Raw genomic sequence first — 15,069 nt, 5'->3', positions numbered from 1 at the left:
TCATTCGGCCGGCTGCGCGGCCGCGACCGGGCGCCTGCGGGCAAGCTGCGCCAGGCGCACGAGGCGGCTCGTGATCAAGCCGTGCTCGGCCATCCAGGCGTGGTACTCGCGGTACTTCGCGTCCTCGGCCAGCAGGTGCGCCTCCTCCGTCCGCGCGCGCCAGTAGTAAATCGCGCTGACGAGGCCGAGGAACACGGTGTTGCGCACCACGTCGGTCCAGGAATCGCTGGTCACCCAGAAGGGCAGCGTCGAAAGCCACCAGAAGGCGTTCTTGCTGAGGTAAGCCGGGTGCCGGGTGAACCGGTACGGCCCGTTGGTCAGCACGCCGCGATAGGTCAGGTTGGAAAAGCGGATGCCGAATGCGACCGTCGCCCAGGCGTAGATCGCGGTCAGCGCCACCAGCAGCGCCGCCCAGGCCCAGAGCAGCACTGTATGCCCTTCGAACCAAACGTCCCAGCTTTGGGTGTTGACCTCGTACTGCAGCGCGCCGCCGTCACCCATGAAGCCCCACACGAACGGCGGATAGCACAGCAGCGCGGCGAGCCAGCCGCCGAGATAGGGGTTGCCGCTGCGGATGTGCGCGTCGAGCGGGCGCAACGTCAGCAGATAGCCGACGGTGCCGATCTGCACGTCGAACACGAACATCAGGTTGAGCAGCGCATTGCCGGCAAAGACCGGATCGCTGGGCAGCAGCGACCAGTCGGTTTCCACCGCCGCGGCGAAGCCGGGTGGCAGGATGGAGATCATGAAGGCGCCGAAGAAGCCCTTGATGGCCCAGGCGCGCCAGTGCTTCTTCACCTGCTCGGTATCCCACGCCTCGCGCCCAATCAGCATCGCGCCGAAATGCCAGGCGCCGTCGCGCGGGTTCACCAGCACGCGGTCGAGCCACAGGACGTAGGGGATCGACAGCAGGAACAGCGGCAGCGCGGCGAGGCCGATCACTTCCATCGCGAACAGGTATTGCCCGTCCCAGTACCAGCGCCCCAGGCAGTAGAAGAAGCCGATTGCCGCCCAGGTCGCCCACAGGCCGGCGAGCTTGGTGACCGCGGTCTCCATCGCCTCGTGCAGCGGGCGCGGGCGCGCCCAGTCGATCCCGGTGCTGGGGTTGCGGTGAACCTTGTCGACCAGCACCGACCAGGCCGCCATGGCGACGCCCGTCAGCACCATCGCCAGCAGCGCGCTGTAGGGGCCGGAGAGCGGCTCGCGCGGTCCGGGCAGGTCGAAGGCGGCGGAAATGGCCGGCCACTGGCGCGCCACCGCGATCCAGCCGAGCAGCGCGAACAGGCCGACCGCGCCGACCCAGGGCGAGACGTCGCTGGCCGGCGGCCGGCTGGCAGAGGGTGAACGCGCGCTCATGCCCCGCCGTTCTAGGCGGGAAAGGGTTAAGGCCGCGGTAAAACCCGGCTCAGCGGTAGGCGCTGATGCGCCCGTTGTCCTCGAGCACGTAGAGCGTCTGGTTGGCCACGACCGGCGGGAGCGAGATTGCGCTGTCGAACTCCGCGAAGTCGGCCACTTCGCCGGTCATCGTATCGACCGACTTGAGTTCGCCGCGCGTGTTGGCGATCCACAACCGGCTATTGGCCAGCACCGGGCCGGTCCAGAACACCGGGTTCTCGCGCTTTTCCTCGTTCCGGTAGCGCATGAGCTGGCTGATCCAGCGCACCTTGCCGGTCGAGCGGGCGATGGCGATGATCCGCGCATCGTCGGTCAGCGTGAAGAGCCATTCGCCGACGACCACCGGGGTCGAGATGCCGGCCAGCGGCAGTTCCCAGATGCGTTGCCCGGTGACCAGCTCGTAGGCCGCCATGCGCCCACCCTGGCCCAGCGCGTAGACGCGGCCACCGTCGATGATCGGGTCGGCGTCGACATCGGTCAGCGTGCCGACCGAGGTGGAGATCGAAGTGCGGGACAGTGCATCGGACCACAGCGTCCGGCCGTTCTCGTAACGGTAGGCGACGATTTCGCCCGTGCTGTAGCCGGCGATCACCGTGCCCTGGCCGGCTGCGGGAGCAGCCACGCCGAACACGCCCGATTCGCCCGAGGCGGCGGCGTCCTGCCAGACGGTGTGGCCGTCGGCGATGTCGAGCGCGACGATCTGGTTGTCCTGCGTCATCGCGTAGACCGCGTTGAAGGCCACGGTGGGCGAACCGCGCAGCGGACCTGCCGGCTTGACCCGCCATTCCTCGGCGCCGGTCACTGCGTCGAGCTTGACGACATCGCCAGCGCCGCTGGTGGCGTAGACCTTGCCATCGGCATAGCTCGCGCCGCCGCCGAAGGTCGAGGGGCGCAGGTCGCGGGCGACCTCGATCGTGTGGCTCCAGCGCTTGACGCCCGTTGCCGCGTCGAAAGCCTGCACCTCGCCGTTGACGTCGACCACGAACAGCGAGCCGCCGCCCACGACAGGGGCCGCGGCAAGGCGCTCGCGCTTGCTGGTGCCGGGGACCTGCGCGGTCCAGACGCGGACCGGGGCCGCGCCCAGCGCGACGTTGCCGACCGACTTGCTGGCATTGCCCGCGGCCTGCGGCCAATCCGCGTTGACGGTGGCGGTGGGCACGACGACCGATACGCCCGCCAGCGCCGGGTCGGCGGTGACGACTTGGCTGATGGTCGACAGGATCGGCTTGCGGTTGCCCACGGTCGGAGTCGTCTTCTTGTCACCGCCGCCGCCCAGCGCGCTGCACCCGCCGAGCATGGCGAGGGCCGCGGTCGCCAGAGCGATACTACGGAAGGAAACTAGGCGCTTGGTGGGGTTCATCTGTCGATCCATTATTGAGCGGCCTGAGCCTGCGCCTGCGCGGCGGCATCGCGTTCGCGCAGTTCGGCCAGCGTTGCGTCAACGTCCTCGATCGCGTCGAAGCCGAGCATGCCAGCCATCTGCCGGGCCCGCGAGCGGGCGGTATCCGGCGCGGTTTCGTCCTGCGCGATCGCCGTGAACAGCGGCCCCGCCAGGTCGTTATTGCCCTGCTTGATATAGGCCATCGCCACCAGTTCCGCGGCGCTGGCGAACCAGGGGTTGCCGGGCGTGGCGAGCGGCTTCAGCCGGGCGACGACATCCTCGGGCTTCATCTTCTCGTAACTGGCGGCGACCGCGCGCACCGTGGCGAAGTCGCGGTATTCCTTGGGCGCGTCGCCGTCGGCGGCGACGGCGTTGAACATCTGCGCGGCCTGGTCGATGTTGCCGTTCTGCGCCGCGATGCCCGCGCGCATCATCGCTGCGGCAGCTGCCGCAGCGGGGGCTCCGTTCTCGGCGATCGTGGCAAGCTGCCGGTCGGCGGTGTCGAGGTTGCCGGCCTGGAACTGGTCGAGCGCCTTGACGAACGCCTCGGACCCTTCTTCCTCCTGGCCCGCGCGATGGCCGCTCCACCACAGCCATCCGGCGAAGGCGAGCAGCGCGGCGACGAACAGCGCGCCCAGCGGCTTGCCGTAGCGCCTGACGAACTCGGTCGCGTCGTCCTGCCTGACGGCATCGTCGACTTCCCGCAGCAGCATGTCCTGCTGCGCGGCTTCGCGCGCCGCCTGCTTTTCGGACTCGGACTTGGGGGTGATGGGTGTCAGGGCCACGCCGGGCTTTCGATCTAGCGGTTCACTTGTCCGCGCCCCGTTAAGGAAACGGACGGCGAAACTCAATCTGTCTGTGCGATGTGTCCACCAGCAGGTGAACAGCGGGTGAAGGTCAGCCCTGGCGGGCGATGGCTCCCCAGTAGAGCTTGCGATAGCGCTCGATCATCGTCGCCTCGTCGAACTCGGCCAGTGCCTTTGCCCGGTTGGCCGCGCCGATCTCGCTCGCCAGGGCGCGGTCACGGCAGATCCGCTCGAGCGCTGCGGACAGGGCCCGCTCGTCGCCCGCCGGGACGATCAGCGGCGCGTTCTCGTTCGCGACCATCGGCGCCACGTCGCCCACGTCGGGCGCGACGACCGGCAGCGCGGCGGCCATCGCCTCGACCACCGAGATGGGGAATTGCTCGCTGTTGGACGAGAGGGCGAAGACATCGAACAGCGGGGCGATCTTCGTCGGATCGACGAACCCCGGCAGATGCACGCGGTCCTCGATGCCCAGCCTGCCTGCCTCGGCCAGGATCGCCTCGCGTTCCGGCCCCTCGCCGGCGATGACGAGCTGGCATTCGTCAGGGAGCGGGGCCACCGCGCGCACGAGGGCCGGCAGGTTCTTGACCTTGCGCAGGCCGGCCAGCGTGCCGATCCAGATCTCGCCCTCGTGCTTGATCAGGCCGGGCAGCAGGCGCGGGTCGGGCTTGCCGCCATAACGGGCCGTCGCGATCCCGTTGGCGATGCGGCGCACCCGCCGCTGCGGCTGGTGCCACACGTCGAGCGCGATCCGCTTCAAAGTGCGCGAGGGGACGACCAGCGCGTGGGCACGGCCCAGCGCAATCCGGCGATAGACGTTGCGGGTGGCCTTGAGGCCGGTGGCCTCGTCCTCGTTGAAGCCATCCTCGTGATGGATCAGCGGCGGGAGCTTGTAGACGTCGGCGAACAGCGTGTGCGCCAGCACCGCATCCATCGCGCCCCAATTGTAGGTCAGCACCAGGTCGTGGCCGCGCATCGCCTCGGCCAGGCGGCGCAGGCGGTTGGGGAAAGGCTTGCCGCGCAGGGCCGGGAAGGCGGGCCAGGCGACCCGGGCCTTGCCGCTCAGCAGCTTCGCCGCCCCGCGCCGCTCGGGATCGCCGGACACGATGGCGTGCTCCGCCGCCGCGCCGAACGCCTCGATCAGGCGGACGCAACGCACTTCCTTGCCGCCTGCGTCGAAGGCGGAATGCAGGTGGAGGAAACGCGGGACGCTCATGCCAGGCGGGCGAGCCAGCCGGCGATCGCGGCACGCGCCTCGGGCTCGGTCAGCAGCGGGACGTGGCCCACGCGCGGGACGGTTACCGCCTGCGCGCCAGGCACTTCCGCGATCATCTTGGCGACGGTGGCTTCCGACAGAAGGTCCGACTTCTCGCCGCGCAGGATCAGGACCGGCAGGCCCGCCAGCGCGCGGTAGGCGGGCCACAGGTCGGGCACCTGCGCGCCTTCGGTCGCGGCCATCGGCTCGGCGATCTTCATGTCGTAGTCGAACGCGATGCGGCCGTTGCCGGTGACGCACATCGTGCGCTTGGCCATCGTCAGCCAGTCGCTCAGGACGAAATCGGGGTGCGCCGGACCGGCGCTGTCGCGCAGCCCGCGCGCGGCGTGCATCCAGGTTTCGTAGCTGCGCGGCTGCCCCACGTAGGAGCGGATCCGGTCGAGGCCCGCAGGCTCCAGATCGGGGCCGATGTCGTTGAGCAGCACGCCGGCCAGCGGCCAGGCGCCGGTCGCCGCCATGACCATCGCCATCAGCCCGCCCATCGACGTGCCGACCACGGCCACGGGGCCGGGATCGAGCGCCTGCAGCAGGCGGACCACGTCGTCCAGGTAAGTCGGCAAGTCGTAACTGCCGCTGGTCTTGGCATATTCGCTGCGGCCGCGGCCGCGCATGTCGGGCACGATCAGCCGCCATTCGCCGGCCAGATCTTCCGCCAGAGCGGCGAAGTCCCGGCCGTTGCGGGTCAGGCCGTGGAGGCACAATAGTGGCGGCCTGCCGCCACCCTTGCCGGGCGCGGCGGGATAGTCGCGATAGGCCAGGGTCAGCCCGTCCTCGCTCTGCCATTCCCCGTCGATCCAGGCGGATTCCGCCATACTGCGCGCCGTTCCCCATTGCGGCCCGCCTTGAACGTGGCCCGTGGCGGGGCCACTAATGGCAGATGCGCGCCGATCCGCAAGCAGGCGAATATCGCCCCGACCCACAGCTTTCCTCGCTGGCCGAATGGCTGGCCGACCCGGTCGAGGCGGCCGACTTTCCGCAGGCGATCCAGCGCTTTCGCAACCGGCGATGGGACCGCGCGGTGGGCCTGGATACGCTGGACGACGCGGACTGGACCCGCCACTTCGGCCGCTTCGAGCCATTGCCCGGAAACCTGCCGCAGCCGCTCGCCCAGCGTTATCACGGGCACCAGTTCCGGGTGTACAATCCGGAGATCGGCGACGGGCGCGGGTTCACCTTCGCGCAGCTTCGCGATGGAGAGGGCAGGTTGCTCGACCTCGGTACCAAGGGTTCGGGCCGCACCCCGTGGAGCCGCACGGCCGACGGCCGGCTGACGCTCAAGGGCGCGGTGCGCGAGATCCTCGCGACCGAGATGCTCGAGGCGCTCGGCACCTACACCAGCAAGACCTTCTCGGTCGTCGAGACCGGCGAGGACCTCGAGCGCGGCGACGAGCCGAGCCCGACGCGCTCCGCGGTCCTCGTGCGGCTGAGCCATTCGCATATCCGCATCGGCACGTTCCAGCGCCTCGCCGCGCTGGGCGAGAGCGATCACATGCGCGAACTGGTCGATTACTGCCTGCGGCTCTATCCCGGCCTGCCGCCGCCCGCCGACGCGCCGGGGCGCGACGAGCCCGCGGCGATCCTGCTGCACCACGTGACCGAGCGCCTGGCGGACCTGGCCGCAAGCTACATGGTCGCCGGGTTCGTCCACGGCGTGCTCAATTCCGACAACATGAACGTGACGGGCGAGAGCTTCGATTACGGCCCGTGGCGCTGGCTGCCGCGCTGGGACCCGGCCTTCACCGCCGCCTATTTCGATCATGCCGGGCTCTACGCCTTCGCCCGCCAGCCCGAGGCGATCCGCTGGAACCTGGGCCAGCTGGCCATCGCGCTGCGCACGATCTGCGAGGCGGAGCCGCTGGTCGCCGCGTTCAACCGCTTCGGCGACCTCTACGAAGCGGCGATGACCCGGCGGTTCCGCTGGCGCCTCGGCGTCGCGAGCCGGGGCCAGGAGACCGACGGCGCGCTGATCGCGGCGGCAGAGAAGGAAATGCGCGAGGCGGCCATCGGCCCCGATGCCTTTTTCTTCGTCCATCGCGGCGGGCGGGGCGCGACCGGCGCACTGGCCGAGGCGCTGAGCGGCTACGAGGCGGTCGGCGACGACCATCCTTATTGGCAGGGCGGCGAGCCGCAGGCGATGCTGATCGACGAGGTCGAGGCGATCTGGTCGGCCATCGCCGAACGCGACGACTGGGGGCCGCTGGAAACCAAGGTCGCGGCGCTGCGCGAGATGGGCCGTGCGCTGGGCGAACCGCCCGTGCCGGCCGGCCACGCTTAGGTCAATTTAAACCGTTAACGCACTGGCTTGGTTAACGGGCAGCCGTTATCAGCGCAGTCCTACGCGAGCCGAACCTGTCCCTTTGACCCAGAATACCATCATCTCCACCGAGCCGGCGACCGGCGCGGAATTTTGGCGCGGCAAGGCCGGGAACGTCGAGGAGACGGTCGATCGCGCGCGCCGTGCGTGGCCGGCCTGGGCCGCGCAGCCGCTCGCCAACCGCATCGAACTGGTCCGCCGCTTCGCCAACGAGGTGCGCAAGGAGCAGGACGCCTTCGCCGAGCTGATCGCGCGCGAAACCGGCAAGCCGCTGTGGGAAGCGCGCACCGAGGTCGAGTCGGTCATCGCCAAGGTCGAGATTTCCGTGCGCGCCTATGCCGAGCGGACCGGCCAGCGCAAGCTCGACAGCGCGCTGAAGGGCGCATCGGCGGTGCGCCACAAGCCACATGGCGTCATGGCGGTGCTGGGCCCCTACAACTTCCCCGCGCACCTGCCCAACGGCCATATCGTGCCCGCGCTGATCGCCGGCAACGCGGTAATCTTCAAGCCCAGCGAAAAGACCCCCGCGGTGGGCGAATTCCTGATGAAGCTGTTCAATCGCGCGGGGATCAGCGCGGCGCTGATCCAGGTGCTGCAGGGCGGGCCGGAAGAAGGCAAGGCGCTGGTCGCCCACCCCGGCATCGACGGCGTGCTGTTCACCGGCAGCGCGCAGGCCGGCATAGCCATCAACCGCAAGCTGGCGGCCAATCCGGGCAAGGTCGTGGCGCTCGAAATGGGCGGCAACAACCCGGTGGTCCTGTGGGACACGCCCAAGATGCACGATGCGGCCACGCTGGTCGTGCAGTCGGCCTTCACCACCGCCGGGCAGCGCTGCACGGCGGCGCGCCGGTTGATCGTGAAGGCCAGCCTGTACGACCAGGCGCTCGAGGAAATTAAGCGGCTCGCCAAACGGATCATCATCGGCGGCCCGTTCGACGATCCGGCGCCGTTCATGGGCCCGGTGATCGACGGCCAGGCGGCCGACCAGCTGACCGAGGCGTTCCTCTATTTCCTGTCGAACGGCGGCAGGGCGATAAGCCACCTGCGCCGCCCCAAGGGCGACCTGCCGTTCCTGACACCCGGGATCATCGACACCACGGCGATGAAGGAACGGCCCGACGTGGAGCTGTTCGGCCCCTTGCTGCAGGTCATCAAGGTGGACGATTTCGACCAGGCCATCGCCGAGGCGAACAACACGCGCTTCGGCCTGTCGGCTTCGCTGATCGGCGGCACCCCGCAGGAATACAACCGCTTCTGGGCCAACATCCGGGCCGGGATCGTCAACTGGAACCGGCCGACCAACGGCGCCAGTTCCGGCGCGCCCTTCGGCGGGATCGGGCTGTCGGGCAACCACCGCCCGGCTGCGTTCTATGCGGCGGACTATTGCGCCTATCCGGTCGCCAGCACCGAAATGGAACAGCCCCGCGCCAGCCTGGGCGTTGGCTTCAAGGACGACTAGGCCGGGTCTCCGGTGGGGGCAGGGACCTAGCCAATAGAGCGTCCGCTTTCGGCTTGCGCCCCGGAGAGCGCGAACGTCCGATTGTGGGGTGGTTAGCTGACATCAGCGGGTAGCCGTCACCTTTGTTCGATACAGAGTTTTCAATACCTTTTTCTGATCAGGGCGAATTCGCCGATGTCGAATGGCAATTGAAAAAGGGATGCAATTTTGTGCGCCGTCTGTTTAGGGGAGGGTGCCATGGAAATGCTGGCATCTTACAATTTGCCATTTGCCGTCGCGCTTGGCGCGATGCTCCTGCTGTCGCTGCTACAAATTGTCGGCCTCGCCGATTTCGGTCCCGATGTGGACCTGGATGTTGATGGCGACATCGACGGGGCGACGAATTTTTTGGGTGGCCTCACCACCTTACTGGGCATTGGACGTGTGCCATTCCTAATCTGGCTAATCGTCTTCCTCTTTCTGTTCGCCGCCATAGGTATCGGCATCCAGTCACTTAGCTCCTTCCTCATCGGCACACCTCTGCACTCGTGGCTTGCCTCTGCCATCTCAGCGGTGGCAACACTGCCAACGACGGGGATACTGGTGCGCCCGCTGGCGCGCGTTCTCCCGCAGGACGAAACCAGTGCAGTCGAGGTCGACAGCCTTGTCGGGCGCAGGGCTGTCATAGCCCATGGACGTGCCGCCGCCGGGTATCCAGCGCGGGCCAAGGTCCTCGATCGTTATGGTCATGCACATTACGTTATGGTCGAACCCCACGAGCAAGCGAGCGAACTCTTGGAAGGGGACGAACTGTTGCTGGTGCGCCGGGAAGACCAAGTTTTCTACGGGGTGCCGCTTTCAGAGCGCAAGCTCGCACCGATGTCCTGACACAACCAATCGACGGGGTAAGTGATGCTAGAAGTAATTGGAAGCGGGACAGTTCTGGCGGTGTCAGGAGCGATAGGCGTACTCGCCATCATCATTTTCATTCTCAAATTATATCACCGCGCCAGCAAGGAAACCGCCTTTGTGCGGACGGGTGTGGGAGGCGAGAAGGTCGTGATGAACGGCGGCGCCCTGGTGCTGCCGGTTTTCCATGAAACCATGCCTGTCAATATGAACACGCTGGTACTTGCGGTAATTCGCCGCGATGCCGAGGCGCTGATTACACTCGACCGCTTGCGCATCGACGTGAAGGCAGAATTTTACGTACGAGTGAAGCCCGATGCCGCAGCAATCGGCATGGCGGCACAGACGCTTGGTCAGCGGACCATGCAACCAGAAGCTCTGAAAGATCTTGTCGAAGGCAAATTCGTTGACGCGCTGCGCTCTGTTGCGGCCGGCATGACCATGAACGAGCTTCACGAACAGCGGGCCGACTTCGTCCAGAAGGTGCAGCAGGTCAGCTCCAACGATCTGGCGATGAACGGGTTGGAGCTGGAATCAGTGTCTTTGACCGGCCTCGACCAGACCAGCATCGAGCACTTCAACGCCAACAACGCATTCGACGCCGAAGGCCTGACCAAGCTGACCGAGCAGATCGAGGCACGAAAGAAGCTGCGCAATGATATCGAGCAAGACACTCGCGTGCAGATTGAGACCAAGAATCTCGAGGCTGATACGCGGAGCTTTGAGATCGGCCGCGACAAGGAATATGCCCGGCTGGAGCAGGAGCGCGAAGTCGAAATGCGCCGTGCCAAGCAGTCTTCTGAAATCGCCCGCGAACAGGCCGAACGAACCCGCGAGGCCGATGCCGCACGGATCGAGGCTAAAAAGCAGGTCGATGCACAGCAGATTGAGGCTGACCGGTTAGTCGAGGAAGCTCGGATCGATCAGGTTCGCGCATTGGAAATCGCACGGCAGGAACAGCAGATCGCCGTGCAGAACAAAAGCCGCGAGGAAAGTCAGGCAAAGGCCGAAGCCGATGCAGCGCGCGCCAAGGCGGTCGAGGCTGAGGAACGTGTCGCCACCAGCCGAGAGAGCGAGATCGCCGAAAGGGGAAAGAAGATCGAGCTGATCGAGGCGGCCAAACAAGCCGAGCGCGACGCGATCAAGATTCGCGTCGATGCGGAGGCCGACAAGGACGCGGCGATCAATCGCGCCGAAGCGATCCGTCGCGAGGCCGAAGGCGCTGCCGATGCAGTGAAGTTGCGGGCCGAAGCCGACCGCGTGCGGTTCGACGTGGAAGCCGCTGGCCAACGGGCCATAAACGAGGCTGCGAATATCCTGTCGATGGACCAGATCAGCTTGCAGACCAAGCTGGCGCTACTGAAGGTGCTACCGGAAATGATCCGTGAAAGCGCCAAGCCGATGGAAGCTATAGATTCTATCAAGATCGTGCAGGTGGACGGGCTGACGCAGAAATACGGCGCGCCGGGTACAACTGGTGGCAACGCCGGAGGGTCCGGCAACCTTGCCAATGACGCTGTAGCCGCCGCGCTGGCCTATCGTGCGCAGGCGCCTGTGCTCGACGGACTGATGAAGGAGCTGGGTTTGGACGGCTCCTCGCTAGGCAAAATGGTCGAAGGGGCTTCTTTGAGCGAGTTGAAGGCGCACCTGCCTCTGGACACCGGCGCGGTCGAAACGGAAAGCAATGCCCGCGGCACGGCGGATGCGCCTACGGCTGCGCCTGCTGCTGAAATTACCAAGGGCTTCGGCAAGGCAAACCCATCTGATTGATTCGTGAGTGGATCGCCTTGGCGAACAAGAGACTTGTGGCCGGACCGAAGCATAAGGAATGGCTGCGGGCCTAGTCATGGGATGACCAGCATTCGAACAACAGGGTCGTTAGCGGTCAGGCAGCTTTGAACTTAGTGCCTTTCGATTTACCGACCGATCCCGCCCAAAGGAAAACTAGCCGCCGTTGGTGACCAGGTCGACCGAGCTGCCTCCGGTGGGGGTCCGGCGCGCGTAGACCATGAAGCTGGCGCCTTCGCGGTTGCCGCCCATGGCGTGTTCCTCGCCGGTCAACACGTGCTGTGCCGAATAGCCGGCGCTCGCGGCGCGGGTGAAGTAGAAGTCCATGACCTCCTTCACCGGCACGGGCGTGGTGAAATTGACCACCCGCAGGCGGCAGCGGCCGGCGTCGGTGCCGGCCGATTCCTGCACGGCGCCGCGCGGGTAGACGGGGAACGGTTTGGGCATCTTAGCGGCCCACGAGGCGGTGTAGGTGGCGGCCTGTGCACAGTCGCCCGATCCGCCGGGCGAGGCCGCGGCGCGGGCGGCGGCGGTCAGCGTGGCATCGGCTGGGAGCTCGCCGGCGATCTCGCGCGGCTGCGGGGCCTTCTTCATCTTGCCGGGGCCGCCGACCAGGTCGAGCGCTTCGGATCGCGCGGCGGCGACCGCCTCGGGCGAGGAATCCTCCACCGGGATCGATCCGTCGCCGCTCGAGACGACGGCGGCATTGGCGGCGCGGTTCTGACCCACGAGATCGGGATCGACCATGATCTGGTCGCCCAGCGCGCTGGTCATGGCCGGATCGTCCTCGGGTTTCTGCAGCGCGGTTTCCTCCTTGCCGCAGCCGGCGAGAAGAAGGGCGGGGACGAGCAGGACGAGCGAACGGCGGATCATGGGCATACCTCTAGCGTAGGGGTCTTGCCGTCTCCTTACCGCATGCCTTGCCGCGCGGGGCGGGCGAGATTGAGCCGGTCCCGTTTCCGGACGGTCGAGGGGCCGCGAATGAACGCCGGGTCGCCGCAATCCCTTCGGAGGAATGCTCGGAAGCCGCCACCAGACGAACAAGGCGCCCGCACAACCTAATGCGCGGGCGCCTTGGCGCGACCCCATTAAGTTTACGACCCGGGGGCCGCGCTCCGGCCGCGCCCAACAGGGAAGGCGCGGCCGGTATTCGCTATCGCGCTATCAGCGGCAACCGCTGCCGCCCGAGGCGACTTCCTTGCCCAGCAGCGCACCGGCGGCGGCGCCGAGAACGGTGCCGAGCGTGCGATCGCCGTAGCGGTCGACCGAGCGGCCGAGCAGCGCGCCGGCGGCGGCACCGACGATCAGGCCGGTCGTCCCGTCACGCTTGCGGCAGTAGTACTGGCCGTCGTTGCCGCGCCACACGCGGGTGTCGCGATAGACCGGCTCGGCGTAATACTGCTGGCGCGGCTGGTAATAGGTGCGCGGCTGGTAGTAGCCGCCGCCATAGGATCGCTGGTCGTAGTAGCGGTCCTGGTTGCCGCGGCCCTTGTGCCAGCCCTTGTGCTTGCCGCGGTCGTACTGGACATCGACATAGGGCGATGCGCCGGAGCGATCGAAGTCTGCAGCGACGGCGGGGGCGGCGAGACCGCCAGCGGCCAGAGCCAGGGCGGTAGTACGGAAAATGGTATTCATGGAAGCGACTCCTGACTGGCCCCACTCGATGTGTTAAGGTTTATGCATCGTTTGGTGAACGCTCGGCAACGGCGCTGCAAGAAACGACACCATCCTGAAATGACAGCGAAATTTGTTTCTAAGGCATGGTTGTGAGCCGCGGGCGCGGGGCGTAATCGTGCCGGCGATGAGCGAAGCGCCGGGCAAGTGGGATCGCAAGGGGCTTGCCGCCGCCCTGACCGCGCACGTGTTCTGGGGATCGATGCCGATCTACCTGCTGACGGTGCGCAGCGTCCCGGCGCTGGAATTCCTCGCCTGGCGGATCCTGTTCGGCATCCCGTTCTGCTTGGCGCTGCTCCTGTGGCGCGGCTCGATGGGCGAAGTGCGCGCGGTGCTGCGCGACAGCAAGGCGATGCGCACGCTGCTCGCCACGGCGATGCTGATCGGGTTCAACTGGTTCCTTTACGTCTGGGCGATCCAGACCAGCCACGTCTATGCCGCCAGCTTGGGCTATTACATTCTGCCGCTGGTGATGATGGTGCTGGGGATGCTGTTCCTGGGCGAACGGTTGAACCGGGCGCAGTGGATCGCGGTCGCGCTGGCGGTGGTCGGGGTCTCTTTCCTTGCGCTGGGCGCGCTGACCACGCTGTGGCTCAGCCTCAGCATGGCGGTCTCGTTCGGCATCTACGGGCTGCTGCGCAAGACGGTGAACGCCAGTCCGCTGGCGGGGCTGACGGTCGAGTCGCTGATCCTGGCCCCGTTCGCGCTGGCGGTGCTGGTCTGGTACAGCTCGAGCGCGCAGGGCTCTGCGCTGGACAAGGGGGCGGTGCAGATGGCCTGGGTCGCGCTGGGCGGGCCGCTGACGGCGGTGCCGCTGACGATGTTCGCCTTCGCCGCGCGGCGGTTGCCCTACACAGTGGTCGGCTTCCTGCAGTTCGCCAGCCCGACGATCGTGTTCCTGGCCGGGATGTTTGTGTTCGGCGAGGATCTCAAGCCGGCCCAGCTCGCCTGCTTCGTCGCGATCTGGGCCGCGGCGCTGATCTTCGTGGCGGACGCGGTGCGCGGCAGCCGAACGGTGCAGGTGCCTGCGCCGGTCAGCTAGGCCGGCTGCTCGAGACGCCAGCCGAGCGTTTCGTTCGCATGAAACGGTACCAGGGTCTCGCTGCCCGCGGCGATCTCGCCGGGTACTTCGATGGCCTTGCGCACCAGGGTCATCGTGCCCTCGTTGAGCGGCAGGTGATAGAACCGCGGGCCGTTCTCGCTGGCAAAGGCCTCGAACCTGTCGAGCGCGTTCTCCGCTTCGAACACAGCGGCATAGCTTTCCAGCGCATAGGGCGCGTTGAAGATTCCCGCGCAGCCGCAGGCGCTTTCCTTGGCATGGCGCGCGTGCGGCGCGCTGTCGGTCCCAAGGAAGAATTTCGCCGATCCCGAGGTGGCGGCCCGGCGAAGCGCCAGCCGGTGCGCCTCGCGCTTGGCCACCGGCAGGCAATAGGCGTGCGGCCTTATCCCTCCTACCAGCATGGCGTTGCGGTTGATGTGCAGGTGCTGCGGCGTGATCGTTGCCGCGATGTTTTCGCCTGCGCTTTCGACGAATTGCACTCCCTCCGAGGTGGTCAGGTGCTCGAACACGACGCGCAGTTCGGGCAGTCGTGCGGCCAGCGGGGCGAGCGAGCGTTCGATGAAGACCGCCTCCCGGTCGAACACGTCCACGTCCGCGTCCGTCACCTCGCCATGAACGCACAGCGTCATGCCGATTTCGGCCATCCGCTCGAGAACGGGCATGATGTTCGCGATCGACGTGACCCCATGCGCCGAGTTCGTCGTCGCGTTGGCGGGGTAGAGCTTGGCCGCAGTGAACACGCCCGCCTCGAACCCGCGCGTCACCTCGTCGGGGTCGGTCGCATCGGTCAGGTAGCACGTCATCAACGGGGTGAAATCCGCGCCTTCCGGAAGAGCGGCCAGGATTCGCGCGCGATAGGCTTCGGCGGCGCCGACGTCGGTCACGGGCGGCGCAAGGTTGGGCATGACGATCGCCCGCGCGAACTGGCGCGCGGTGTGTCCGACCACCGCCTGCAGCATCTCCCCGTCGCGCAGGTGCACGTGCCAGTCGTCGGGGCGGCGGATCGTCAGCGTGTCCATCACCGGGCC

13 protein-coding genes are annotated in these 15,069 nt (G+C 67.2%); 5 read left to right on the top strand and 8 right to left on the bottom strand.

What is annotated here, in order from left to right; all coding sequences use genetic code 11:
• From ACWPMZ_RS10210 to ACWPMZ_RS10190, 5 genes are all read right to left on the bottom strand, one after another.
• The gene (locus tag ACWPMZ_RS10210) at positions 1-1,356 is read right to left on the bottom strand and encodes a methyltransferase family protein (RefSeq protein ID WP_455703900.1); all 1,356 of its coding nucleotides are present in this window, start codon (positions 1,354-1,356) and stop codon (positions 1-3) included.
• A gap of 49 nt (positions 1,357-1,405) precedes the next feature.
• A complete protein-coding gene (locus ACWPMZ_RS10205) occupies positions 1,406-2,755 on the bottom strand; it encodes an outer membrane protein assembly factor BamB family protein (protein ID WP_455703899.1) in 1,350 nt (449 codons plus the stop codon).
• 11 nt (positions 2,756-2,766) lie between these two features.
• On the bottom strand, positions 2,767-3,561 hold the full coding sequence (locus ACWPMZ_RS10200) for a tetratricopeptide repeat protein (protein ID WP_455703898.1): 795 nt from the start codon (positions 3,559-3,561) through the stop codon (positions 2,767-2,769).
• Between the two features lie 112 nt (positions 3,562-3,673).
• Positions 3,674-4,798 carry a glycosyltransferase family 4 protein gene (locus tag ACWPMZ_RS10195; protein ID WP_455703897.1) on the bottom strand — a complete coding sequence of 375 codons (1,125 nt, stop codon included), beginning with the start codon at positions 4,796-4,798 and terminating at the stop codon, positions 3,674-3,676.
• Positions 4,795-5,670 (bottom strand): alpha/beta fold hydrolase, encoded by an 876-nt coding sequence (locus tag ACWPMZ_RS10190; protein ID WP_455703896.1) that lies wholly within the window; start codon positions 5,668-5,670, stop codon positions 4,795-4,797. The genes ACWPMZ_RS10195 and ACWPMZ_RS10190 overlap by 4 nt, the downstream gene beginning before the upstream one ends.
• Positions 5,671-5,735: 65 nt before the next feature.
• Between ACWPMZ_RS10190 and ACWPMZ_RS10185 the strand changes: the two genes are divergently transcribed.
• The 4 genes from ACWPMZ_RS10185 to ACWPMZ_RS10170 all read left to right on the top strand — a co-directional run bounded on the left by ACWPMZ_RS10185 (position 5,736) and on the right by ACWPMZ_RS10170 (position 11,289).
• Positions 5,736-7,133 carry a protein adenylyltransferase SelO family protein gene (locus ACWPMZ_RS10185; RefSeq protein WP_455703895.1) on the top strand — a complete coding sequence of 466 codons (1,398 nt, stop codon included), beginning with the start codon at positions 5,736-5,738 and terminating at the stop codon, positions 7,131-7,133.
• 82 nt (positions 7,134-7,215) lie between these two features.
• Positions 7,216-8,631: a succinylglutamate-semialdehyde dehydrogenase gene (gene astD, locus ACWPMZ_RS10180; protein WP_455703894.1), complete on the top strand. Its 1,416-nt coding sequence runs from the start codon at positions 7,216-7,218 to the stop codon at positions 8,629-8,631.
• Positions 8,632-8,868: 237 nt separating this feature from the next.
• The gene (locus ACWPMZ_RS10175; protein WP_455703893.1) at positions 8,869-9,498 is read left to right on the top strand and encodes an OB-fold-containig protein; all 630 of its coding nucleotides are present in this window, start codon (positions 8,869-8,871) and stop codon (positions 9,496-9,498) included.
• A 24-nt stretch (positions 9,499-9,522) separates the two neighbouring features.
• Positions 9,523-11,289: a flotillin family protein gene (locus tag ACWPMZ_RS10170; RefSeq protein WP_455703892.1), complete on the top strand. Its 1,767-nt coding sequence runs from the start codon at positions 9,523-9,525 to the stop codon at positions 11,287-11,289.
• A gap of 174 nt (positions 11,290-11,463) precedes the next feature.
• Here ACWPMZ_RS10170 and ACWPMZ_RS10165 read toward each other — a convergent pair whose 3' ends face one another.
• Both ACWPMZ_RS10165 and ACWPMZ_RS10160 read right to left on the bottom strand, forming a co-directional pair.
• A complete protein-coding gene (locus ACWPMZ_RS10165) occupies positions 11,464-12,180 on the bottom strand; it encodes a hypothetical protein (RefSeq protein ID WP_455703891.1) in 717 nt (238 codons plus the stop codon).
• 291 nt (positions 12,181-12,471) lie between these two features.
• On the bottom strand, positions 12,472-12,942 hold the full coding sequence (locus ACWPMZ_RS10160; RefSeq protein WP_455703890.1) for a glycine zipper 2TM domain-containing protein: 471 nt from the start codon (positions 12,940-12,942) through the stop codon (positions 12,472-12,474).
• A 166-nt stretch (positions 12,943-13,108) separates the two neighbouring features.
• On the opposite strand from ACWPMZ_RS10160, the gene rarD reads away from it, so the two are divergent.
• Positions 13,109-14,023 carry an EamA family transporter RarD gene (gene rarD, locus ACWPMZ_RS10155; RefSeq protein ID WP_455703889.1) on the top strand — a complete coding sequence of 305 codons (915 nt, stop codon included), beginning with the start codon at positions 13,109-13,111 and terminating at the stop codon, positions 14,021-14,023.
• On the opposite strand, the gene pyrC is transcribed toward rarD, so the two are convergent.
• Positions 14,020-15,063 carry a dihydroorotase gene (gene pyrC / locus ACWPMZ_RS10150; RefSeq protein WP_455703888.1) on the bottom strand — a complete coding sequence of 348 codons (1,044 nt, stop codon included), beginning with the start codon at positions 15,061-15,063 and terminating at the stop codon, positions 14,020-14,022. The two genes, rarD and pyrC, sit on opposite strands and share 4 nt — an antisense overlap.
• Positions 15,064-15,069: the final 6 nt, after the last annotated feature.

It is taken from the genome of Tsuneonella sp. HG222 (genome assembly GCF_053819185.1).
Note: the sequence above shows the minus strand (reverse complement) of the source record. Positions and strands in the feature narration are given on the sequence as shown.

What these genes read in the sequence shown, in the direction of transcription:
- ACWPMZ_RS10210 (WP_455703900.1), bottom strand. Translation starts at nt 1,356, where the DNA reads ATGAGCGCGCGTTCACCCTCTGCCAGCCGGCCGCCGGCCAGCGACGTC.
- ACWPMZ_RS10205 (WP_455703899.1), bottom strand. Translation starts at nt 2,755, where the DNA reads ATGAACCCCACCAAGCGCCTAGTTTCCTTCCGTAGTATCGCTCTGGCG.
- ACWPMZ_RS10195 (WP_455703897.1), bottom strand. Translation starts at nt 4,798, where the DNA reads ATGAGCGTCCCGCGTTTCCTCCACCTGCATTCCGCCTTCGACGCAGGC.
- ACWPMZ_RS10190 (WP_455703896.1), bottom strand. Translation starts at nt 5,670, where the DNA reads ATGGCGGAATCCGCCTGGATCGACGGGGAATGGCAGAGCGAGGACGGG.
- ACWPMZ_RS10185 (WP_455703895.1), top strand. Translation starts at nt 5,736, where the DNA reads ATGCGCGCCGATCCGCAAGCAGGCGAATATCGCCCCGACCCACAGCTT.
- ACWPMZ_RS10175 (WP_455703893.1), top strand. Translation starts at nt 8,869, where the DNA reads ATGGAAATGCTGGCATCTTACAATTTGCCATTTGCCGTCGCGCTTGGC.
- ACWPMZ_RS10170 (WP_455703892.1), top strand. Translation starts at nt 9,523, where the DNA reads ATGCTAGAAGTAATTGGAAGCGGGACAGTTCTGGCGGTGTCAGGAGCG.
- ACWPMZ_RS10165 (WP_455703891.1), bottom strand. Translation starts at nt 12,180, where the DNA reads ATGATCCGCCGTTCGCTCGTCCTGCTCGTCCCCGCCCTTCTTCTCGCC.
- ACWPMZ_RS10160 (WP_455703890.1), bottom strand. Translation starts at nt 12,942, where the DNA reads ATGAATACCATTTTCCGTACTACCGCCCTGGCTCTGGCCGCTGGCGGT.
- rarD (WP_455703889.1), top strand. Translation starts at nt 13,109, where the DNA reads ATGAGCGAAGCGCCGGGCAAGTGGGATCGCAAGGGGCTTGCCGCCGCC.